Annotated in this window: 14 protein-coding genes and 1 pseudogene; 11 read left to right on the forward strand and 4 right to left on the reverse strand. The window is 69.9% G+C overall.

The window, feature by feature from the left end:
* Nucleotides 1–86: 86 nt before the first annotated feature.
* Both mmsA and mmsB read left to right on the forward strand, forming a co-directional pair.
* Nucleotides 87–1,625 (forward strand): multiple monosaccharide ABC transporter ATP-binding protein, encoded by a 1,539-nt coding sequence (gene mmsA, locus ABT023_RS12760; RefSeq protein ID WP_350884710.1) that lies wholly within the window; start codon nt 87–89, stop codon nt 1,623–1,625.
* Nucleotides 1,622–2,872 (forward strand): multiple monosaccharide ABC transporter permease, encoded by a 1,251-nt coding sequence (gene mmsB / locus ABT023_RS12765; protein WP_350884712.1) that lies wholly within the window; start codon nt 1,622–1,624, stop codon nt 2,870–2,872. The genes mmsA and mmsB overlap by 4 nt, the downstream gene beginning before the upstream one ends.
* A 306-nt stretch (nt 2,873–3,178) precedes the next feature.
* Here mmsB and ABT023_RS12770 read toward each other — a convergent pair whose 3' ends face one another.
* From ABT023_RS12770 to ABT023_RS12780, 3 genes and pseudogenes are all read right to left on the reverse strand, one after another.
* A complete protein-coding gene (locus tag ABT023_RS12770; protein ID WP_350884714.1) occupies nt 3,179–5,506 on the reverse strand; it encodes a beta-L-arabinofuranosidase domain-containing protein in 2,328 nt (775 codons plus the stop codon).
* Nucleotides 5,507–5,624: 118 nt separating this feature from the next.
* On the reverse strand, nt 5,625–7,403 hold the full coding sequence (locus ABT023_RS12775; protein WP_502890659.1) for a family 43 glycosylhydrolase: 1,779 nt from the start codon (nt 7,401–7,403) through the stop codon (nt 5,625–5,627).
* 507 nt (nt 7,404–7,910) lie between these two features.
* A pseudogene (locus ABT023_RS12780) lies at nt 7,911–8,048 on the reverse strand (DUF72 domain-containing protein); the annotation flags it as partial.
* Nucleotides 8,049–8,238: 190 nt separating this feature from the next.
* Here ABT023_RS12780 and araB point away from each other — a divergent pair.
* The 9 genes from araB to ABT023_RS12825 all read left to right on the forward strand — a co-directional run bounded on the left by araB (nt 8,239) and on the right by ABT023_RS12825 (nt 20,428).
* Nucleotides 8,239–9,921 (forward strand): ribulokinase, encoded by a 1,683-nt coding sequence (gene araB / locus ABT023_RS12785; RefSeq protein ID WP_350884715.1) that lies wholly within the window; start codon nt 8,239–8,241, stop codon nt 9,919–9,921.
* Complete coding sequence (locus tag ABT023_RS12790; RefSeq protein WP_350884717.1) at nt 9,918–10,610, forward strand: L-ribulose-5-phosphate 4-epimerase; 693 nt, start codon at nt 9,918–9,920, stop codon at nt 10,608–10,610. The genes araB and ABT023_RS12790 overlap by 4 nt, the downstream gene beginning before the upstream one ends.
* Before the next feature lie 98 nt (nt 10,611–10,708).
* Nucleotides 10,709–11,695, forward strand: coding sequence for an ABC transporter substrate-binding protein (locus ABT023_RS12795; RefSeq protein WP_502890663.1), 987 nt, complete (start codon nt 10,709–10,711; stop codon nt 11,693–11,695).
* Between the two features lie 70 nt (nt 11,696–11,765).
* A complete protein-coding gene (locus ABT023_RS12800) occupies nt 11,766–13,307 on the forward strand; it encodes a sugar ABC transporter ATP-binding protein (RefSeq protein ID WP_350884722.1) in 1,542 nt (513 codons plus the stop codon).
* Nucleotides 13,304–14,374, forward strand: coding sequence for an ABC transporter permease (locus tag ABT023_RS12805; RefSeq protein ID WP_350884724.1), 1,071 nt, complete (start codon nt 13,304–13,306; stop codon nt 14,372–14,374). Before ABT023_RS12800 ends, ABT023_RS12805 begins: the two co-directional genes overlap by 4 nt.
* Nucleotides 14,371–15,360 (forward strand): galactofuranose ABC transporter, permease protein YjfF, encoded by a 990-nt coding sequence (gene yjfF, locus ABT023_RS12810; RefSeq protein ID WP_350884726.1) that lies wholly within the window; start codon nt 14,371–14,373, stop codon nt 15,358–15,360. Before ABT023_RS12805 ends, yjfF begins: the two co-directional genes overlap by 4 nt.
* Nucleotides 15,361–15,386: 26 nt before the next feature.
* Entirely contained in the window at nt 15,387–16,889 is a 1,503-nt protein-coding gene (gene araA, locus ABT023_RS12815; protein WP_350884728.1) for an L-arabinose isomerase, read from the forward strand.
* A gap of 73 nt (nt 16,890–16,962) precedes the next feature.
* A complete protein-coding gene (locus ABT023_RS12820; protein ID WP_350884730.1) occupies nt 16,963–19,050 on the forward strand; it encodes a family 43 glycosylhydrolase in 2,088 nt (695 codons plus the stop codon).
* 385 nt (nt 19,051–19,435) lie between these two features.
* Nucleotides 19,436–20,428 (forward strand): LacI family DNA-binding transcriptional regulator, encoded by a 993-nt coding sequence (locus ABT023_RS12825; protein ID WP_350884732.1) that lies wholly within the window; start codon nt 19,436–19,438, stop codon nt 20,426–20,428.
* 79 nt (nt 20,429–20,507) lie between these two features.
* On the opposite strand, the gene ABT023_RS12830 is transcribed toward ABT023_RS12825, so the two are convergent.
* Complete coding sequence (locus tag ABT023_RS12830; protein ID WP_350884734.1) at nt 20,508–22,499, reverse strand: acyl-CoA dehydrogenase family protein; 1,992 nt, start codon at nt 22,497–22,499, stop codon at nt 20,508–20,510.
* Nucleotides 22,500–22,775: the final 276 nt, after the last annotated feature.

A 22,775-nucleotide genomic window follows, 5' to 3' on the forward strand; every position in this document is an offset into this window, starting at 1 on the left:
GCCGGCCGTCGGGCGCGGTGACGGACGTCGCCGCGCCCGACGGCACCGCGAGCCCGCCCCCGGCCTTGACGATCAGGACGCTGACCATGGACGACACCATCCTCGAGATGCGACGCATCACGAAGACCTTCCCCGGGGTCACCGCACTGCAGGGCGTCTCCCTCGCGGTGCGCCGAGGGGAGATCCACGCCATCTGCGGCGAGAACGGCGCCGGCAAGTCCACCCTGATGAAGGTGCTCTCCGGCGTACACCCGACCGGCTCCTACGACGGCGAGATCGTCTTCGACGGTCGGCCGGTGCACTTCCGGGGCATCCGCGACAGCGAGTCCCACGGCATCGTCATCATCCACCAGGAACTCGCCCTGGTGCCGCACCTGTCGATCGCCGAGAACATCTTCCTCGGCAACGAGCGCCGTGGGCTGGGCGGCCTCATCGACTGGAACCGGGCCAACGCTGACGCCGCCGACCTGCTGGCCTCGGTCGGCCTGCACGAGAACCCGGTCACCCCGGTCATCCAGCTCGGCGTCGGCAAGCAACAGCTGGTCGAGATCGCCAAGGCGATGTCCAAGAAGGTTCGCCTGCTCATCCTGGACGAGCCGACCGCAGCCCTCAACGACGTCGACTCGGCACACCTGCTCGACCTGCTGCGACGGCTGCGGGATCGGGGCATCACCTGCATTCTGATCTCGCACAAGCTCAACGAGGTCACTGCGATCGCCGACTCGACCACCGTCATCCGGGACGGGCGGACGGTGGAGACGCTCGCCATGGCGTCGGGGGCCGTCGCCCAGGACCGGATCATCCGGGGGATGGTCGGCCGGGATCTGGACACCTTCTACCCCGATCGGGTCTCGTCGCCGGGGGAGGAGGTGCTGCGGATCGAGAACTGGAGCGTGCGGCACCCCACCCAGGACCGGCTGGTCGTCGACGGGGTCAGCCTGGACGTACGCGCCGGCGAGGTGGTCGGCATCGCCGGACTGATGGGGGCCGGGCGGACCGAGCTGGCGATGAGCGTCTTCGGCCGGTCGTACGGCCGGGACGTGCGCGGCCGGCTGTTCGTGCGTGGCCGGGAGGTCCGGGCGCACACCGTCGCGCAGGCCATCGGCCACGGCATCGCCTACGTCACCGAGGATCGCAAGCGCTTCGGCCTCAACCTGATCGACGACGTCCGGCGCAACGTCTCCGCCGCCGCACTGGGCCGGCTCGCCCGCCTCGGCTGGGTCAACGGCAACGAGGAGATCGAGGTCGCCGAGCGGAGCCGACGCGAGATGAACATCAAGACGACCAGCGTGATGGCGGTGGTCGGCAAGCTCTCCGGCGGCAACCAGCAGAAGGTCGTGCTGTCGAAGTGGTTGTTCACCAGCCCGGACGTGCTGATCCTCGACGAACCGACCCGGGGGATCGACGTCGGGGCGAAGTTCGAGATCTACACGATCGTCAACCGGCTCGTCGCCGCCGGCAAGGCGGTCATTCTGATCTCCTCGGAGCTGCCGGAGCTGTTGGGCATGTGCGACCGCATCTACACCCTCGCCGCCGGCCGGATCACCGGCCAGGTGCCGGTGGTCGAGGCGACCCAGGAGTACCTCATGGACCTGATGACGAAGGACAAGGAGCGCGTGGGATGACCAGCGTCAAGACCTCGTCGGCCCCCGCCCCGCGGCCGACCGGGAAGACCCCGGGCGTCGCCCTGCACACCGGCACCAGTGACCTTCGGGCGCTGGTGCTGAACAACCTGCGGCAGAGCGGCATCTACGTCGCCCTGGTCGTCATCGTCGCGCTCTTCGCCGTGCTGACCGACGGGGTGTCGCTGAGCCCCGGCAACATCACGAACATCGTGCTGCAGTACTCCTACATCCTGGTGCTGGCGATCGGCATGGTGATCGTGATCATCGGCGGGCACATCGACCTGTCGGTGGGCTCGGTGGTCGCGCTCACCGGGGCGGTCTCCGCCGTGCTGGTCATCCGGGAGGGTTACCCCTGGTGGGTCGGCATCCTGGCCGCGCTGGCGGTCGGGGTGGTGGTCGGTGCCTGGCACGGCTTCTGGGTCGCGTACGCCGGGATCCCCGCCTTCATCGTGACGCTGGCGGGCATGCTGCTGTTCCGCGGCCTCACCCTGCGGGTGCTGGACAACATCTCGCTCTCGCCGTTCCCGGCCGACTACCAGCAGGTCGCCGCCGGCTTCCTCAACGGACTGCTCGGCGGTCAGGGCTTCGACGCGTTCACCCTGCTCATCGGGGCCGTCGCGGTGGCCGGGTACGTGGTCAGCGGCTTCCGGACCCGGGTGGCCCGGGTCCGGTACCAGCAGCCGGTGGAGTCGTTCCCACTGTTCGTCGCCCGGGTGGCGGCGGTCGGGGCGGTCATCATGTACTTCGCCTGGCAGTTGGCCCACGCCCGGGGGCTGCCCATCGTGCTGATCGTGCTGGCCGTTCTCGTCCTGGTCTACGGACTGCTCACCCGGCGTACCGTCTTCGGCCGGCAGGTCTACGCCATCGGCGGCAACCTGTCGGCGGCGACGCTGTCCGGGGTGAAGGTGCGGACGGTCAACTTCTGGATGTTCGTCAACATGGGCTTCCTGGCGGCGGTCGCCGGGGTCATCTACTCCTCGCGGTCCAACGGCGCCCAGCCCGCTGCGGGCAACATGTTCGAGCTGGACGCGATCGCCGCCGCCTTCATCGGTGGCGCGGCCGTCACCGGTGGTGTGGGCACCGTGGTCGGTGCCGTGGTCGGCGGCCTGATCATGGCGGTGATGAGCAACGGTATGCAGCTCATGGGCGTCGACCAGTCGGTCCAGTCGGTGGTCAAGGGGCTGGTGTTGCTGGTCGCCGTGGCCTTCGACGTCTACAACAAGCGTCGCGCCGGCACGGCCCGCTGAGCGCGGCGCGGCGGCCACCCCACGCGCTCCGATCCGGGGACAGACACCCTCTCGGCGGCCCCGCGACACGTCGGACGTACCGGCCGTGTCGCGGGGCCGCCGCGCTTCTGCCAAGGGCTCCGCGTCGCGGATGTTTCGTCTCGACAAATCAAGTCATCGCTCAGTGCCCATGACCAGCGGAGTGAGGTCGACGAAGGTTCGCCGGCATGCGTCCGATCTCCTGGCGCGTTGCCATTCGTGCGACCTAAGGCCCTCGCCGTCCCGCCCGGCGACTCGGGCCGACGCCCGGTTCCGACCGATCGCCGCCTACTGGTTGGCGACGAGCCGCCAGCGGTTGTCCGCGCTGCCGTTGTCGGAGTCCTGCACGGCCTGCGCGCCCCAGGCGGTCGAGCCGTCGAGGATACCGAGCAGCTTCCCGCTGTTGGTGTTGCGAATCTTGTAGCTGCCGTCGCCCTGGCCCAGGAGGGTCCACCGGTGGTCGGCGGTGCCGTTGTCGGCCCACTGCAACACGGTGGCGTTGTCGGCGGTGGACATGTTCTGCACGCCGAGGACCTTGCCGCTGTTGACGTTGCGGAACCGGACCGCTTCGCCATCGGTCACGATGACCCAGTTGTGGTCGGCCGTCCCGCTGTCGCCCCACTGCACGGCGAGCCCGCCGTCGGCGGTGGACATGTCCTTGATGCCGAGGACCAGGCCGGTGCCGACGTTGACGAGGCGGTGGCTGCTGGCACCGGAGCCGCCGCTGGTGTTCCAGTAGACCGTGTAGTTGAAGCCCTGGGCGTCGTGGAACGGCCCGAGGTTGACCGTGGACCCGTTCGCGGTGGCGGTGAACGTCAGCGAGTTGGTGCTGGTCCGGGTGATCGACGAGACGTTGAGCGTCGGCGGTGCGCTGAGCGCGGTGTTGCCGTAGTTGCCGCAGAGCACCGCCGGGCCGTACGTGATCGCGGCGACGTTCGGGTTGTCGTTCGCGGCCTGCACGACGACCCGCATCGGCAGCCGTACGGTGATGGTGTCGCCCGCCGCCCAGGTGCGGGTGACCGTGGCGTAGCTGCCGGGCGTGGTGGCCACGCTCTGCGTCGCCCCGTTGACGGCGATCGTCGCGTTGGTGGTCCACGCCGGGATCCGCACCCGGATGCTCCACGACCCGCTCATCGTGCCGGACAGGGCGAGCGTGCTGGTGTCGCTGACCGGGTAGCTGGTGCTCTGGGTGACGGTGATCCCGCGCTGCGACCAGGTCAGCACCGACGGCACGAACAGGTTCACGGTCAGCGTCGTGCCGTTGTGGAAGTAGATGGAGTCCATCAGCTTCGTGTTCGTCTCGATGCCGGTGCCCTGGCAGCACCAGAACGAGTTGTAGTCGGTGCTCCAGGTGCCGCCACCCCAGGCCGGGCCGACCCCCCGGCGTCCGCCCGGCTTGAGCGGGGTGAAGTAGGTGATGTGACCGTGGCTGTCTGCCGGGTTCTGCGCGCCGATGAGGTGGTTGAGCAGAGCACGCTCGTAGTAGTCGAAGTACGCGGCCCGGTTCGGGTCGAGCAGCCACAGCTCCCGGGTCAGCTTGAGCATGTTGTAGGTGTTGCAGTGCTCGCAGGTGTCGTTGTTGAGGTAGCCGGCGATCGCGTTGGGTGGCCGGAAGTGCTCGGCCTGGCTGTTGCCGCCGATGGCGTAGGTGTGCGCCCCGACGATCATGTTCCACGAGTTGCTGGCGATGTCGCGGTACCGGGTGGTGCCGGTCTGCTTGTACTCCTTCGCCGCGCCGACCAACTTGGGCAGCATGGTGTTGGCGTGCTTGCCGTTGAGGGTGTCGGAGTTCACGGCGAGCGGGTCGTAGACGGCGGCGTGGTCGAACCGCTGGGCGACGGTGAGCCAGCGCCCGTCACCGGTGTACTGGTAGAGCTGGGTCAGCACCTCGTTCATGCCGCCGAACTCGGTGTTCAGGACCGTCTGCATCTGGTTGTAGTTCAGCCGGCCGGTGCGCCACTCGACCCAGCCGGCGACCCGCAGCAGGACGTCGCGGGCCTGGGTGTTGCCGATGTACCGCCAGACGTCGAGCAGTCCGGCCAGGGTCTTGTGGATGCAGTAGTACGACACGGCGACGGGCGTGCCCGCTTCGACCGCGCTGATGTCGGACTCGGGGAAGCCGGACAGGTAGCCGGTGTTGAACCCGGCAGCACTGTTGTTCGCCTGACACTTGGCCAGCTCAGCGACCATGTAGTTGGCCTTGTCCCGGCACGTGGTGTCGCCCAGCACCGCATAGGCGTGCGCCCAGGCGGTGAGGAAGTGCCCCTGCATGTGGGTGCGGAAGGGGAAGTTCGGGGCATCCCAGCCGCCGTTCGTCGCGGCCCCGTTGGTGGAGAGCCGGTGGTTGGCCCGGAAGTTGTAGAGCATCCGGTCCACGTCGATGAAGCGCAGGTAGTTCAGCGTGCGGTTCTGGTTGTCCTGGAAGCGGCCGGCGGTCAGCCGTACCTGACCGAGGTCGAACGGGTACGCCGAGACGCCGATGTCCGCCCGCGCCGGGGGGACCACCGCCGCGGCGGCCGGCAGTTGACCGAGGATGGTGCCGCCGGCGGCGGAGACGAGGGCGGTGGCACCGGCGGCCTGCAGCAGCTGGCGTCGGCTGAGGGACGGGGATGACATGGAACCTCCATGGGACTGCGGCTCGGACCAGGGCCCGGCCGGGGGGACTCGTTCTGGGCGGTGGACGGTGGTGGGGTGATGGTCCGCCCCGGCGCGGCGGGGCGGACCATCACGATCGTCAGGCGGGTGTGCAGGTCAGGTTGGTCGGCGGTTGGTTGCCGCCGGTGGTGGCGCTGACGTAGCCGACGGCGGTGGTTGCGCCTGCGGCGAGCTGGCCGTTGTAGCTGGCGTTGGTGACGGTCACCTGGTTGCCCTGCTGGCTGTAGGTGCCGTTCCAGGTCTGCGACACCGTCTGTCCGCCGGGGAAGGTGAAGCTCACCCGCCAGCCGGTGACCGGGACGGGCCCGTTGGTGATGGTCAGCCGGCCCTCGAAGCCGCCCTGCCAGGTGTTGACCACCTCGTTGGTGACCCCGCAGGACAGCCCCCCGGGGCCCGTCGGGGTCGGCGTCGGGGTGAAGGTCGGCGTGGGCGTGGGCGTCGGGGTGGGCGTTGCCGTCGGCGTCGGGCCGGACGCGTTCTGGAACTGCCACCAGTTGACGTTGAACAGGTAGCCGCTGCCGCCGCTGAAGCGCAGGTACAGGTCGTGGGTGCCGGACGCGCCGGTCACCGGGCAGGAGACGGTCTGCCAGGTCTGCCAGCCGCTGGTGCCCGGTACGGCGCAGGCGCCCACCCGGGCGCCGGTGGGGCTGTCCAGCCGCATCTCGATGGTGCCGCCGCTGGTCGCCGAGGCCACCCGGGCGGTGAAGGACGACGCGCCGGTGCCGAAGGCCACGCCCTTGACCTTGGTGTAGTCGCCGTTCTCGATCCAGCCGACGTTCATCCCGCCCTCGCTGGCCGGCTCCGTCTCGATGCCGGAGCCCCACGCGATGGTCTCGGCCTCCTGACGCACGTACGGGTTGAGCGTGCCGATCTGCGGAGCGCCCGTGGTGGTCATGTTCATCGTCGGGATGGTGCCGTTGCTGTTGTAGGCGAACTTCTCCACGGCTACCGACCGGGTGTAGCCACTACCGCCGGGCAGTGCGCCGTTGTGGTAGAAGAAGTACGAGCCGCCGTTGAAGTCGACGACCCCGGCATGGTTGGTGAAGCTGCCGCCCTGCCTCGGCATGATCGTGCCTCGGTAGGTCCACGGCCCGGTGGGGCCGGTGGCCGTGGAGTAGGCGATGAACTCCGAGCAGCACTCCGCCGCGAAGACGTTGTAGTAGAGGCCGTTGCGCTTGTAGACCCAGGGACCCTCCTCGTACAGCGTCGGCCGGCTGGCGTTGCCGGTCCGGGTGCCGAATCCGGCGGTGGTGAGGGGAATCTTGGTGGCGCCGCCGGAGTACGAGATCATGTCGGCGTTCAGCTTCACGTACCAAAGGTTCGGGTTGCCCCAGTACAGGTACGCCTGCCCGTCGTCGTCGATGAAGACGGTCGGGTCGATCTCGCCGTTGGCCACCAGGGGACGGCCGATGGCGTCGTGGAACGGTCCGGTGGGGCTGTCGCCCACCGCCACCCCGATGGCCATCGAGTTGGTCGACTTGGCTGTCACCGGCACGTACCAGTAGAACTTGCCGTTGCGGGCGATGACCTGGCCAGCCCACGCGTTCGCCTTCGCCCAGCTGAAGGTGCCGACGTTGAGCGGCGAGCCGTGGTCGGTCCAGTTGACCATGTCGGCGGACGACCAGACCCGCCACTCCTTCATCGTGAAGTTCGTGGAGCCGTCCTCGTCGTGGCCGGTGTAGAGGTACACCCGGCCGTTGTGCACCAGCGGGGCCGGGTCGGCGGTGTAGATGTGCTGGACGATCGGGTTGTCGGCCTTGGCGGCGGTGGCCGGGAGCAACGTGGAGACCAGGAGCAGGCTCACGAACCAGGCGACAGAGCGCCGCAGTCTGATCAGCGGTGGCGGTGGGGGTTTCACCAGTGCCTCCCAGGGGGGTGGATGGGAACATCTGTTCAGCACGACCGGGTGGAGACGACGGCCGTCCGCTGTCCGGCCGGCACTGTGGGTCGGCGGGTGGTCGGGGCGGGGTCGGCGCGCGGAGGTGGGCGGCGCGCGCCGTGGCTCCCGGGTGGGTCGGGCGGCCGGCCCGACCCGCCATGCGCGCAGCGCCCGCCGGAGACGCCCGGAGGCGATCGGCCGGCGTTGGCCGTGTATCGCTCCACCAGGCCGGGTGCGGGTCGGGTGAGCGTGGAGGCGTGCCCTTCGCCTCCGTGGCCGACGGTATCTGTTAGCGCTAACATGCGCAATGCGTAGACGTACGTGACTCGGCGTGGTGCCGGACCGGGGTCTGATCGCGCGGCCACCGTCGGCCGGCCGTCAGCGCCGCCGTCCGTCGTGGCGGGCGGAGCTTCCTGGCCCTGGCATCCCGCTCCGCGTCGCTGGTCGACGGGCTCTGGAAGAACACGGTGGTGTCGAGTGGGATCCTTGTCTCCCCGGCCGGGTCGCGTAGAGGGTGGTGTTTCCCTCGACCGCGTCGCGTCGGCTCGCGTAGTGCCGCAGGCGCTCGTGCGGCGCGAGCGGGTGCGCCAGGAGCCGCCTCTGCCGCGACCGGTGCTTCCACATCGCGCAGCTGACCTGAAGACGCACCATCCCGGCCCCCTCCCGCCACCCCGGGCATTCCGGCAGCCGCAGCCCCCCGTGCCGCGACGCCGACCCCCCGCAACCGCCTCGTTACGCAGCTGTTGCGAACAGATGCCTTGACGGAAGTGGATGTGAGCGTTAACACTATCCGCGTCAAACGGTGGAGGTGAACATGGACCGTGTCGATGGAGCGGGCGACGGCTACGTCGTCGGTGTCGACTTCGGGACCCTGTCCGGCCGGGCCCTCGTGGTCCGGGTCCGCGACGGTGCCGAACTGGGAACCGCGGTGCACGAGTACGGCGACGGGGTCATCAGCGCGGCCCTTCCCGGCGGGCAGCCGCTGCCCCCGGACTGGGCGTTGCAGAACCCGCAGGACTACCGCGACGTGCTGCGCCACGCGGTGCCCGCGGCCCTGGCCGCCGCCGGCGTCGACCCCGCACAGGTCATCGGCATCGGCATCGACTTCACCTCCTGCACGGTCCTGCCGACGCTCGCCGACGGCACGCCCCTGTGTGAGGTCCCCGAGCTGCGCGAGCGTCCACACTCCTGGGTAAAGCTGTGGAAGCACCACGCCGCGCAGGCGGACGCCGACCGGATCAACGCCCTGGCCCACGAGCGCGGTGAGCCGTGGATCGGCCGCTACGGCGGCAAGATCTCGGCCGAGTGGCAGTTCGCCAAGGGGTTGCAGATCCTCCGCGAGGACCCGGAGGTCTACCACCGGGCCGAGCGCTTCATCGAGGCCGCGGACTGGATCGTCTGGGAGCTGTGCGGCACCGAGACACGCAACGTCTGCACCGCCGGCTACAAGGGCATCCGGCAGGACGGCCGCTACCCGTGCACCGACTTTCTCACCGCCCTCGATCCGTCCTTCGGCGACTTCGTTGCCAAACTGGACGGCCCCCTGCTGCCGCTGGGCGCCCGCGCCGGGGCGCTCACCGCCCGGGCCGCCGGGTGGACCGGTCTGCCGGAGGGGATCGCCGTGGCCGCCGGCAACGTCGACGCCCACGTCACCGCCGCCGCCGCGCAGGCGGTGCAACCCGGACGGCTCGTCGCCATCATGGGCACGTCCACCTGCCATGTGGTCAACGGCACCCGCCCCGCCAGCGTGGCGGGCATGTGCGGCGTCGTCGACGGCGGCATCAGCCCCGGCTCCTGGGGCTACGAGGCGGGGCAGAGCGGGGTGGGGGACATATTCGGCTGGTTCGTCGCGCAGGCCGCCCCGGCCGGTGTCGCCAGCCACGAACGCCTCACCGAGCTGGCCGCCGCCCAGCCAGTCGGCGCCCACGGCCTGATCGCGCTGGACTGGTGGAACGGCAACCGGTCGCTGCTGGTCAACCACGACCTCAGCGGAATGATCGTCGGGTTGACCCTGGCCACCCGGCCGGAGGACGTCTACCGGGCGCTGCTGGAGTCCACCGCGTATGGCACCCGCATGATCATCGAGGCGTTCGCCGCCGCCGGAGTGGCGGTCGACGACCTGGTGATCGCCGGCGGCCTGACCTCCAACGACCTGCTGATGCAGATCTACGCCGACGTCACCGACCGCCCGCTGGGCATCATCGCCTCCGCGCAAGGGCCGGCGCTGGGCTCGGCGATCCACGCCGCCGTCGCCGCCGGCGCGTACCCCACGATCGAGGAGGCGTCGCAGGCCATGGGCCGGGTGCACGAGGCCGTGCACCGGCCGGACCCGGAGCGGGCGCGGGCCTACGACGCGCTTTACGCCGAATACCGGCGGCTGCACGACCACTTCGGTCGCGGCGGCAACGACGTGATGCTCCGCCTACGGGCCATCCGCAACGCGGCCCTGGACACGACGGCGGGCCGGACCGAGACCCTGTGGGAGATGGTCGGATGAATGCCGAGGCGACCCGACAGGTGGACGAGCTACGCGAGACCGTTGCCCGCCTGCACCACCAGCTGACCCGCTACAACCTGGTGGCCTGGACCTCGGGCAACGTCTCGGCACGGGTGCCCGGCAGCGACCTCATGGTGATCAAGCCGAGCGGTGTCGACTACGACGACCTGTCGGCGGCCACGATGGTGGTGTGCGACCTCGACGGCACCCTGGTCGAGGGAGACTTCGCGCCGTCCAGCGACACCGCCGCGCACGCCTACGTCTACCGGGCCATGCCCGAGGTCGGCGGTGTCGTGCACACCCACAGCGCGTACGCGACCGCCTGGGCGGCCCGCGGTGAGGCGATTCCCTGCCATCTCACCGCGCAGGCCGACGAGTTCGGCGGCGAGATCCCGGTCGGCCCGTTCGCGCTCATCGGCGGCGACGATATCGGCAAGGGCATCGTGGCCACCCTCTCCGGGCACCGTTCGCCGGCGGTGCTGATGCGCAACCACGGCGTCTTCACCATCGGCCGCGACGCCCGTGCGGCGGTCAAGGCCGCCGTCATGTGCGAGGACGTCGCCCGGACCGCGCACCTGACCCGTGTCCTCGGCGACCCGGCGCCGATGGCGCAGGCTCACATCGATGCCCTGTACCACCGCTACCAGAACGCCTACGGCCAACGCGGCACCTCGGCGGCGACCTCCTGAACCGCCCCCGGGTACGACCGTCCGTCCGGCGGACGGTCGGCGCCACCCCACCACACCCCACCACACCAATCCGAGGAGAACTGATGCGAAAGATGCGAATGCCTTCCCGGCCCTGGCGCGCCGCCGCCACGGCCCTGGCCACCGTGCTGCTCGTCGGCAGCGTGGCGGCCTGCGGCAACAGCGACACCGGCGACGCCGGCGACGATGGAAAGATCGTCCTGGGCTTCTCCCAGGTCGGCGCGGAGAGCGGCTGGCGGACGGCCAACACCACCTCGATCAAGGAGTCGGCCGCCGCTGCGGGCATCGAGCTGAAGTTCGACGACGCGCAGCAGAAGCAGGAGAACCAGATCAAGGCGATCCGCAACTTCATCCAGCAGAAGGTGGACGTGATCGCCTTCTCGCCGGTGGTGGAGTCGGGCTGGGACACCGTGCTCAAGGAGGCCAAGGACGCCGACATCCCGGTGATCCTCACCGACCGCAGCGTCGACTCGGCCGACAAGAGCCTCTACAAGACCTTCATCGGCTCCGACTTCGTCAAGGAGGGCCGGCTGGCCGGCGAGTGGCTGGTCGAACAGAAGAAGGGCACGTCGGGCCCGGTGAACATCGTCGAGCTCCAGGGCACCACCGGCTCGGCGCCCGCCAACGACCGCAAGAAGGGCTTCGCCGAGGCGACCGCCGTCAACCCGAGCCTGAAGACCATCGCCTCGCAGAGCGGTGACTTCACCCGGGCCGGTGGCAAGCAGGTCATGGAGCAGTTCCTCAAGGCCAACCCGAAGATCGACGTGCTGTTCGCGCACAACGACGACATGGGCCTCGGCGCGTTGGAGGCGATCACCGCAGCCGGCAAGGTGCCGGGCAAGGACATCACCATCATCACCATCGACGCGGTCAAGGACGGCATGCAGGCCCTGGCCGACGGCAGGTTCAACTTCATCGCCGAGTGCAGCCCGCTGCTCGGCCCGCAGCTCATGGACCTCGTGAAGAAGGCCCACGACGGCGAGCAGGTGCCGCCCCGGATCGAGACCGAGGAGACCACCTTCACCCAGGACCAGGCCAAGGCGGCCCTGCCCAACCGCAAGTACTGATCGCGGCCTGGGGCCGCCGCGGTGACGTGGCGGCCCCGCCGCGACGCGAACTCAGAAGAGGTCTGATGGGATGACGGATAGCCGTCCGGTCCTGACGATGACCGGGATCAGCAAGTCCTTTCCCGGGGTACGCGCACTCCACGACGTCCACTTCCGGCTCTTCCCCGGTGAGGTGCACGCCCTGATGGGCGAGAACGGGGCCGGCAAGTCGACCCTGATCAAGGTGTTGACCGGCGTCTACGACACCGACGGTGGCACGGTCACCCTCGGCGGTACGGAGGTCTCCTTCGCCGGCCCGATGCAGGCCACCGCGGCCGGGGTGAGCACCGTCTACCAGGAGGTCAACCTCTGCACCAACCTGTCGGTGGCGGAGAACATCTTCATCGGCCGGGAACCCCGCCGGCTCGGCGCCGTGCGCTGGGGCGAGATGCGCCGCCGGGCCCGCGCGCTGCTGTCCCGCCTCGACCTCGACCTCGACGTCAGCGCGCCGCTGGGGTCGTACTCGCTGGCGATCCAGCAGATGGTCGCCATCGCCCGCGCGATCGACGTCCAGGCTCGGGTGCTGATCCTGGACGAGCCGACCTCCAGCCTCGACGCGGGTGAGGTCGCGCAGCTCTTCCGCATCATGCGCCAGTTGCGCGACGAGGGCATCGCCATCCTCTTCGTGACCCACTTCCTCGACCAGGTCTACGCCGTCGCCGACCGGATCACCGTGCTGCGCAACGGCCAACTGGTGGGGGAGTACCCGACCGCCGAGCTGCCCCAGCTCACCCTGGTCGAGAAGATGATCGGCAAGGAGCTCGACATCCTCGAGGGCATCGACGAGCAGCCCAAGCGCGATGTGGCCGCGCTGGAGAGGGGGACGCCGCTGGTGGCGGTCTCCGACCTGGGCCGGTCCGGAGCGGTGGAGCCGTTCAGCCTCACCATCCACGCCGGGGAGGTGGTCGGCCTGGCCGGGCTGCTCGGCTCCGGTCGTACCGAGGTCGCCCGCCTGCTGTTCGGCGCGGACCGGGCCGACCGCGGTGAGATCGCCATGGACGGGCAACCGACCGGACTGCCCACCCCCGCGCGGGCCATCGACCGGGGCATCGGCTTCTGCTCGGAGAACCGCCGGGCCGAGGGCATCGTCGCGGAACTCTCGGTCCGGGAGAACATGCTCCTGGCCATGCAGGCCGCCCGCGGTTGGCTCCGGCCCATTCCGCGCCGCCGCCAGGACGAGCTGGTCGGGAAGTACATCAGGGCATTGCAGATCCGGCCGGCCGACCCGGAGGCGCCGGTACGCAACCTCTCCGGGGGTAACCAGCAGAAGGTGCTACTGGCCCGCTGGCTGATCACCGAGCCACGGCTGCTGATCCTCGACGAACCCACCCGGGGCATCGACATCGGGGCGAAGACCGAGCTGCAGAAGCTGGTCACGCAGTTGTCCGACGGCGGGATGGCCGTGCTGTTCATCTCCGCCGAGCTGGAGGAGGTACTGCGGCTGAGCCACAAGGTGGTCGTGATGCGCGACCGGCGGATGGTCGCGCAGCTCGCCAACGACGACAGCCTCGACGCCGACCGCGTCATGCAGACGATCGCCAACGGTTCCCACCGCGAGGAGGTGAACCGATGACCGGCACCAGGAGCCGCTACCGTGCGGTGACCGGGCACCAGCTGTTCTGGCCGGTCGCGGTGCTCGTGGTGATGCTGGCCGCGAATACGATCTACCGTCCCGGTTTCCTCTCCGTCGAGGTCAACAACGGGCATCTGTACGGCACCCCGATCGACATCCTGCGGCTGAGCGCGCCGTTGATCCTCGTCTCGTTGGGCATGACGGTCGTCATCTCCACCGGCGGCATCGACCTGTCGGTCGGCTCGATGGTCGCGATCAGCGGCGCGACCGCCTGCCTGTACATCAGCGAGCAGCCGGACCAGAACAGCCTTCCGGCAGTGCTGACCGCGCTCGCGATGGGTCTGGGGATCGCGCTCGTGCTCGGTGCCTGGAACGGGGTGCTGGTCGCCGTGATCGGCATCCAGCCGATCATCGCGACCCTGATCCTGATGGTGGCCGGCCGGGGTCTCGCGCAGCTGATCACCGAGGGCCAGATCATCACCATCAACTCCGGGCCGTACCGGGCGATCGGGCTCGGCCACGTCCTGACCCTGCCGCTGGCCATCCTCATCGCGCTGGCGGCGGCGCTGCTGGTCGCCGCGTTCACCCGCTGGACCGCGCTCGGCATGATCATCGAGTCGGTGGGCGGTAACGCCGAGGCCAGTCGACTGGCCGGCATCCGCTCGGGGCGGGTCGTGTTCCTCGCCTACGTGCTCAGCGCCGTCTGCGCCGCGGTCGCCGGATTCATGATCACTGCCAACGTGTCCAGCGCCGACGGCAACGCCGCCGGTCTCTGGGTGGAACTCGACGCCATCCTCGCGGTGGTCATCGGCGGCACGGCCCTCGCGGGCGGCCGGTTCCATCTCAGCGGCACCATCCTCGGTGCGCTGATCATCCAGACCCTCACCACCTCGGTATACGCCATGAACATCTCGCCGCAGACCGCGCTGCTGTTCAAGGCGGTCGTGGTCATCGCCGTCTGCCTCATCCAGGCCCCGGCCTTCCGGGCCCGAATCACCCGCCGGCGCAGAGCCGCCCCGACCAGCCCGCCGACCCCGGCGCGGGAGAAGGAGGAGGTGCCGGCATGAGCAGCACGTCGCTGACGCTCGGGCGGGCCAAACTGCGGCTGCCCCGCCGGCAGGTGCCGGTGCTGGCGACCCTCGTCCTGCTCCTGGTCATGTACGGCATCGGGGTGTCGCAGTACCGGGCGTTCTCCAACGTCCAGGTGGTCTTCAACGTCTTCATCGACAACGGATTCCTGCTGGTCGTCGCGGTCGGGATGACCTTCGTGATCCTCACCGGCGGCATCGACCTGTCGGTCGGCTCGGTCGTCGCGATGACGGCGATGGTGTCGGCGTCCCTGCTCCAGCAGGGCCTGCCGGCGGAGGTGGTGCTCGTCGTCGCGCTGCTCATCGGGCCGTTGCTCGGCTTCCTGATGGGCTGTGCGATCCACTTCTTCGAGATCCAGCCGTTCATCGTCACCCTCGCCGGGATGTTCTTCGCCCGCGGCATGTGCACCTTCATCAGCGGGTCGTCGATCCCGATCACGGACGGCTTCTGGACCACCATGTCCCAGCAGCGGATCGGCGATCCGCAGGGCAACTTCGTGTCGATCAGCGTGCTCATCGCCTTCGCCGTGGTCATCGCGGCGGCGTGGACGCTGGCCTACACCCGCCTCGGCCGCAACGTGTACGCCATCGGTGGCAACCCCCAGTCGGCGCTGCTGATGGGGCTGCCGGTCGGCCGTACCCGGATAGCGGTCTACACGATCAGCGGTCTGTGCTCCGCGATCGGCGGGATCCTGCTGTCCTTCTACACGCTCTCCGGCGCCCCGCTGATCGCCGTCGGCATGGAGTTGGACGTGATCGCGGCGGTGGTGATCGGCGGCACCGTCCTCACCGGTGGCTCGGGGTACGTCTTCGGCACGGTGCTCGGCGTGCTGGCGCTGGGCGTGATCCAGACCCTCATCACCTTCGACGGGAGCCTGAACTCCTGGTGGACGCGGATCGTGATCGGCGGTCTGCTCTTCGCGTTCATCCTGCTCCAGCGTCTCGTCGGAATCCGCTACAAGTGACCGCCCCTCCCGCGGAAGGCAACCATATGGCAACACACGCGCAACCCGAGGTCTGGTTCCTCACCGGTAGTCAGGGCATGTACGGCGAGGACACCCTCCGCCAGGTGGCGGAGCAGTCCCGCCAGATCGCTGCGGCCCTGGACGCCTCACCCCACGTCCCCGTGCGGGTGGTCTGGAAGCCGGTCCTGACCACCAGCGCGGACATCCTGGAGGTCTGCCGCGACGCCGCCGTGCGGGGGGCGATCGGGGTCATCGCGTGGATGCACACCTTCTCGCCGGCGAAGATGTGGATCGGCGGCCTGGACGCGCTGCGGACGCCACTGCTGCACCTGCACACCCAGGCCAACGTCCGGCTGCCCTGGGACGAGATCGACATGGACTTCATGAACCTGAACCAGGCCGCCCACGGCGACCGGGAGTTCGGGTACGTCCAGACCCGGCTCGGGGTCGCCCGCAAGACGGTCGCCGGGCACGTCAGTGACCCTCGGGTGGCCGCGCGGGTGGGTGCCTGGGCCCGGGCCGCGGTGGGCTGGTCGGCAATGCGGTCGCTGCGTCTGGCCCGGTTCGGCGACAACATGCGCGACGTCGCGGTGACCGAGGGTGACAAGGTGGAGGCGGAGCTGCGCTTCGGTGTCTCGGTCAACACCTACGGCGTCAACGACCTGGTCCGGGTGGTCGACGAGGTCGCCGAGGCGGAGGTCGACGACGTGGTCAAGGAGTACGACGACACCTGTCGCGTCCCCGCCGAGCTGCGGGTCGGCGGGGAGCGGCACGACTCGTTGCGCTACGCGGCCCGGCTGGAGATCGGTCTGCGGACGTTCCTCGACGCGGGCGGCTTCCGGGCGTTCACCACGAACTTCGAGGACCTCGGGGGGCTGCGCCAGTTGCCCGGCATCGCCGTGCAGCGGTTGATGGCCGACGGCTACGGCTTCGGCGGCGAGGGTGACTGGAAGACGTCGGTCCTGGTGCGGACGTTGAAGGCGATGTCGGTGGGCGTCGACGGCGGCACCTCGTTCATGGAGGACTACACCTACGACCTCACTCCCGGCGAGGAGTTGGTGCTCGGTGCCCACATGCTGGAGGTCTGCCCCACCATCGCGGCGGACGTGCCGAAGGTGGAGATCCACCCGCTGAGCATCGGTGGGCGGGAGGACCCGGTCCGGCTCGTCTTCGACGCCGCGCCCGGCCCGGCGGTGGTGCTGGGGCTGGCGGACATGGGGGAACGCTTCCGGCTGGTGGCCAACGAGATCGACGTGGTGTCGCCGCCGCACCCGCTGCGTCGACTCCCGGTGGCCCGTGCTGTCTGGCGCCCCCGCCCGAGCCTGCCCGGCTCGGCCGAGGCGTGGATCACCGCCGGCGCGCCGCACCACACGGTCCTGTCGCAGGCGGTGGGTGTGGAGGAACTGCACGACCTGGCCGAGATGAGCCGTACCGAACTCGTCGTCATCGACGCGGACACCGATCCGCGTCGCTTCGCCGACGAGCTGCGCTGGAACCAGGCCTACTACCGACTCGCCCGCGGCTTCTGACACCGCGACCCGGGCGCCCCGGACGGGTGGCCCGCTCCGACTCGCCCGAACTGAAGGTCATCGAAGGAGGATCATGACTTCCATCGGCAGGCTCCGGTGGTCCGCGCCGCGGCGGCGCGGGTGGTTGTCGCGGGTCGCCGCCGCGATGGCGGTGGTGGTGGGCGGGGCGCTCGCGGCGGTGGGCCCGACCTCGCCGGCCGCGGCGGCGACGGTGGACACCAACGCCTGGTACGTGGTGGTGAACCGCAACAGCGGCAAGGCTCTGGACGTCTACAACCGGGCGACGACCGACGGCGCGCGGATCACCCAGTGGACGCGCAGCGACGGCACCAACCAGCAGTGGCAGTTCGTCGACTCCGGTGGCGGCTACTACCGGTTGAAGTCTCGCCTGTCGGGCAAGGTGCTCGACGTCTACAACTTCTCCACCGCCAACGGTGCGTCGATCGTGCAGTGGGGCGACGGTAACGGGGTCAACCAGCAGTTCCGGTTGGCGGACTCCGCCGGTGGTTACGTCCGGCTGATCAACCGCAACAGCAACAAGGCGGTGGAGATGCAGAATGCCTCCACCGCCGACGGCGGCAACGTGGTGCAGTACGACGACTTCAACGGCTCGCACCAGCAGTGGCAGCTGATCCGCGTCGGCGACGGTGGCAACCCCGGCGGTACGTACACCAACCCCGTGGTCTGGCAGGACTTTGCCGACGTCGACATCATCCGGGTGGACAACACCTACTACATGTCGGCGTCCACCATGCACTACTCGCCCGGCGCGCCGGTGCTGCGCTCGTACGACCTGGTCAACTGGGAGTTCGCCGGCCACTCGGTGCCCCGGCTGGACTTCGGCTCGAAGTACGACATGGGCAGCGGGCGGGCCTACGTCGACGGGATCTGGGCCTCGACGCTGAACTACCGGCCGAGCAACCGGACGTTCTACTGGGCGGGGTGTATCGATTTCGCCCAGACCCACATCTACACCGCGTCCACCGTCGACGGCACCTGGAGCCGGCACGCGACCATCCCGAACTGCTACTACGACGCCGGCATGCTGATCGACGACAACGACACGATGTACGTGGCGTACGGCAACGGCACCATCAGCGTCGCGCAGCTGTCCGGCGACGGGCGTACCCAGGTCCGCAACCAGCAGGTCTACACGACCCCGTCGAGCATCGGCACCCTGGAGGGCGCCCGCTTCTACAAGCGCAACGGCGCCTACTACATCTGGCTCACGCGCCCGGCCAACGGGCAGTACGTGCTGAAGTCGACCAACGGTCCCTTCGGCCCGTACGAGCAGCGCCAGGTGCTGCTCAACATGCCCGGCCCGATCTCCGGCGGCGGCGTGCCGCACCAGGGCGGGCTGGTGCAGACCCAGAACGGCGACTGGTACTACATGGCCTTCGTCGACGCCTACCCCGGTGGGCGGATGCCGGCGATGGCCCCGATCACCTGGACCAGCGACGGCTGGCCGCAGGTCCAGACCGTCAACGGCGCCTGGGGCGGCTCGTACCCGGTGCCGAACCTGCCCGCGCCGCCGCGGGCGGTGAAGCCGCTCACCGGCGTGGACACGTTCGCCGGCACCACCCTGGGGCCGCAGTGGGAGTGGAACCACAACCCGGACACCAGCCGGTTCTCGGTCAACAACGGGCTCCGGCTGCAGACGGCCACCGTCACCAGCGACCTCTACGCGGCCCGCAACACGTTGACCCACCGCGTCCAGGGCCCCAGCTCCACGGCCACGGTCGAACTCGACTACTCCGCGATGGCGAACGGGGACCGCGCCGGCCTGTCGGTGTTCCGTAACACGTCGGCCTGGGTCGGCGTCAGACGCGACAACGGCAGCACCCGCGTGGTCATGCAGAACGGCCTGACGATGGACGGCAACTGGAACACCACCAGCACCGGTACGGAGGTGGCCAGCGCGCCGGTCTCCGGCGGTCGGATCTGGTTGCGGGCCACCGCCGACATCAGGCCCGGGGCCGGCCGGCAGGCGACCTTCTCGTACAGCACCGACGGGGTGACCTTCACCCGACTCGGGAACGCGCTGACCCTGGCCAACAACTGGGAGTTCTTCATGGGCTACCGGTTCGCCATCTTCAACCACGCCACGCAGTCCCTGGGCGGCGCGGTCACCGTACGCCGGTTCGAACTGGCCACACCGTGACACCGACCGCGTCCTGACCGGTCGCTCCGGAGGAGGGATGTTCCTCCGGAGGCGACGCGCGACTCAGCCGTGCGGGCCCGTCTCCGCGCCCCCGAAGGGCGGGGAGACGGGCCCTTCGTCTCGCGCGGCCCGGCCCGCGGGAACCCACCCACGGTATTCGTCGGACCTCTGGCGGGTGACCACCGAGAGGGCTCGGTCGTGCCATGCCCAGTGCGAGGGCTGGCGTAGACTGGCGGCGGTGCAACGCTGGTCACCCAGGGCATCGGCGCCGGCATCGTGGCCGCGCGAGGGGACCGGGCACGAGTCCGCGTGAGTCGACGTCGACCGGCCGCGGTAGCTGGGGACGTCGGCGGGGGGAGTGACAATGGCCGTGCACGGTCCTGCGATGACGGACGTCGCCCGTCTGGCCGGAGTCTCCCATCAGACGGTGTCTCGGGTGCTCAACGGTCACCCCAACGTCCGCGAGCAGACCCGGTTGCGGGTGCAGGCCGCGATCGTCGAGCTGGACTATCGGCCCAACAGTGCCGCGCGGGCCCTGGTCACCGGCCGGTCGAAGGTCATCGGGGTGGTCGCGCAGAACACCACCCTGTACGGACCGGCGTCGCTGCTCGCCGCGCTGGAGCAGACCGCAGCGGAGCAGGGCTTCGCCGTCAGCGTGGGCAGCGTGCGCAACCTGGACCACCGGTCCATCTCCGACGCCGTCGAGCGGCACCTGGCGCACCGGGTCGCCGGCATCGTGGTCATCGCCCCGGTCGAGTCGGCCGGGGAGGCGTTGGAGCGGCTGCCGAAGGGCGTGCCGCTGGTCACCGTCGACGGTGATCCGCGCCGGCCGATGCCGCTGGTGACGGTCGACCAGGTGGCCGGGGCCCGGGAGGCCACCCGGCACCTGCTCGACGCGGGGCACCGCACGGTCTGGCATGTGTCCGGGCCGTCGGACTGGTTCGACAGCGCGGGCCGCATCGACGGCTGGAGGGATGCGTTGTCGGCTGCGGGGGCGGAGGAGCCGCCCCTGATGTCGGCGGACTGGTCTGCCGCCTCCGGCTACCGGTGCGGGCAGATGCTGGCCCGGATGCCCGAGGTCACCGCGATCTTTACCGCCAACGACCATCTCGCGCTCGGCGTGCTGCGGGCCCTGCACGAGGCCGGCAAGCGGGTGCCCGACGACCTCAGCGTGGTCGGTTTCGACGATGTGCCGGAGGCGGCATACTTCATTCCGCCGCTGACCACCGTCCGGCCGGACTTCGACGCCGTGGCCCGGGCGAGCCTGAACATGCTGCTCACCCAGATCGAGACCGGCGGTGGTGGCGCGCTGCGGCAGACCATCGCCCCGACCCTCGTCGCCCGCGACAGCGTCGCCGCGCCCCGGGCGATGGGATAACCGCGAGCCAAGACTGGCGCGTCCGCCGGACCGGCGCGCAGCCGATGGTCGGGCACCCACCGCACACGAGCCTTTCTGCCTACGCCGGGACTGCCTGCGGATCGCCGGCGGCGTCGTGGGCGGCCATGGTCTCCTGCCGGCGGGGTTCCTCGCGCAGGATGGCGCAGTGCAGCCACGTGTCCGGGATGGCGAAGCCGTCCACGAGTGTCCGCATGTGCGGGCGCAGCTCTTTGAGTAGACCGTTCACCACGCCGGTGATCGCCTTGGCGCGGGCCGGCGTGAGACGGCCGTGTTCCAGGAACCATCCTTTGTTCGCCTCGATGACGCTGAGCGCGTACAGGTCACAGACCCGGGAGAGCAGCGCCCGGACCGCCGGGTCCGTGGTGTCCTCGATGCCGGCGACGAACGCCTCCAGGGTGACCCGGTCGATGTGCGCGGCGGCGACGGCGAGGACGTGGTCCTGGACGTCGTTGAAGATGTCGAAGGGCCGGTCCTTCTTCGTGGCCGCGCCGTTGCGCAGGCGGCGGACCGCGCCGTCGAGCAGGTGCCTCTCGCGGTCCTCGAAAACCTTGAGCTGCCAGCCCCGGTCGGTGACGGCGACCTCGTCGTCGCGGCCGGGCACGGCGCTGATCAGGCGCTCGATGAGTGACCGCGCGGCGGTGCGTTCCAGCACCATCTCGCGCACCTGCTCGGCGACGAAGGAGGCGCGCCCCCAGCCGTCCAACGAGCCGAACTCGTCGCGGTAGCCGGTGAGCAGCCCCTTGGCGACCAGTTGCAGCAGCACCGTGTTGTCGCCCTCGAACGTGGTGAAGACGTCGGTGTCGGCCTTGAGACTGGGTAGCCGGTTCTCGGCGAGGTAGCCGGCGCCGCCGCACGCCTCGCGGCACGCCTGGATGGTGCGGGTCGCGTGCCAGGTCTGCGCGGCCTTGAGACCGGCGGCCCGGGACTCCAGCTCCCGTTGCCGGCGCTCGTCGACCGGCCCGTCGCCGCCCTGCACCTCACTCAGCGCGGTGACCAGCTCGGTCTGGGCGAAGTGCAGCGCGTACGTGGTGGCCAGCGCGGGCAGCAGCTTGCGCTGGTGGGCCAGGTAGTCGTTGAGCAGCACCTCCCGGTCCGCGTCGGGCGTGCCGAACTGGCGGCGGAGGTCGCCGTAGCGCACCGCGATGGTCAGCGCCGACCTGGTGGCCGCGGACGCGGCGCCGCCCACGCTCACCCGGCCGCGGACCAGGGTGCCGAGCATGGTGAAGAAGCGCCGGGAGTCGTTCTCGATCGGGCTGGCGTACGTCCCGTCCTCCGCGACCTGACCGTACCGGTCCAGCAGCATGTCCCGCGGCACTCGCACGTGGTCGAAGCTGAGTCGCCCGTTGTCGACGCCGAGCAGGCCGGCCTTGGGTCCGGCGTCGCCGATGGTCACGCCCGGCATCGGGTTGCCCTGCGCGTCGCGGATCGGGACCAGCCACGCGTGTACGCCGTGCCGCCGCCCGCCGGTGATCAGCTGCGCGAAGACCACCGCCATCCGCCCGTCCCGGGCCGCGTTGCCGATGTAGTCCTTGCGGGCCGCCTCGTACGGGGTGTGCAGGTCGAAGGTCTGCGTCCGTGGGTCGTACGTGCAGGTGGTGCGCAGCTGCTGGACGTCGGAGCCGTGGCCGGTCTCGGTCATCGCGAAGCAGCCGAAGATCTTGCCCGAGATGATGTCCCGTAGATAGGCGTCGTGGTGCCGCCGGGTGCCGAGGGCCCCGACCGCGCCGCCGAACAGGCCCCACTGCACGCCCGCCTTGACCATCAGCGACAGGTCGACCTGCGCCAGCATCTCGCTGGCGACGATCGAGCCGCCGACGTCGGATCTGCCGCCGTACTCGGTGGGGAACGCCGACGCGATACCCAGCTCGACGGGAAGTGCGGTGAGCAGCCGGCTGATCCGCTCACGTGCCTGGTCGCCGGTTTCGCCGTACACCGGGAGGAAGCGCTCGTCGAGGTGGTTCCGGTGCGCGTTGCGAACCTCGGCCCACGGCCCGTCGAGCACTTGCTGCAGGCGCGCGAGGTCGATGCGGCCGGACGCGTGATCGGGCATGGTCACCCCTCGGAATGGCGGACATATGGGTACAGTCCGGTACCGATCAAGAATACCGGCCCGCCGCGGACCTGCCCGGGCCGGCGTGCCGATGTCCGAGCCCTCGGGGCTGATCAGGATGTCGTGCCCCAGCAGCCCGGGTAGACCCGCACCGAGATCGCCCGGCGCTCTCTCGGCAGTGGTGCACGTTCCGCCGAGATGACCCTCTGTGATCCAGATCGATCCTTGGCCGCCAAATGCCCGTTGTGTGGTTGCAGGTTGTAGCAACCCCTTTAC

This window comes from Micromonospora sp. NPDC002296 (assembly GCF_040296145.1).
Lineage (GTDB): Bacteria > Actinomycetota > Actinomycetes > Mycobacteriales > Micromonosporaceae > Micromonospora.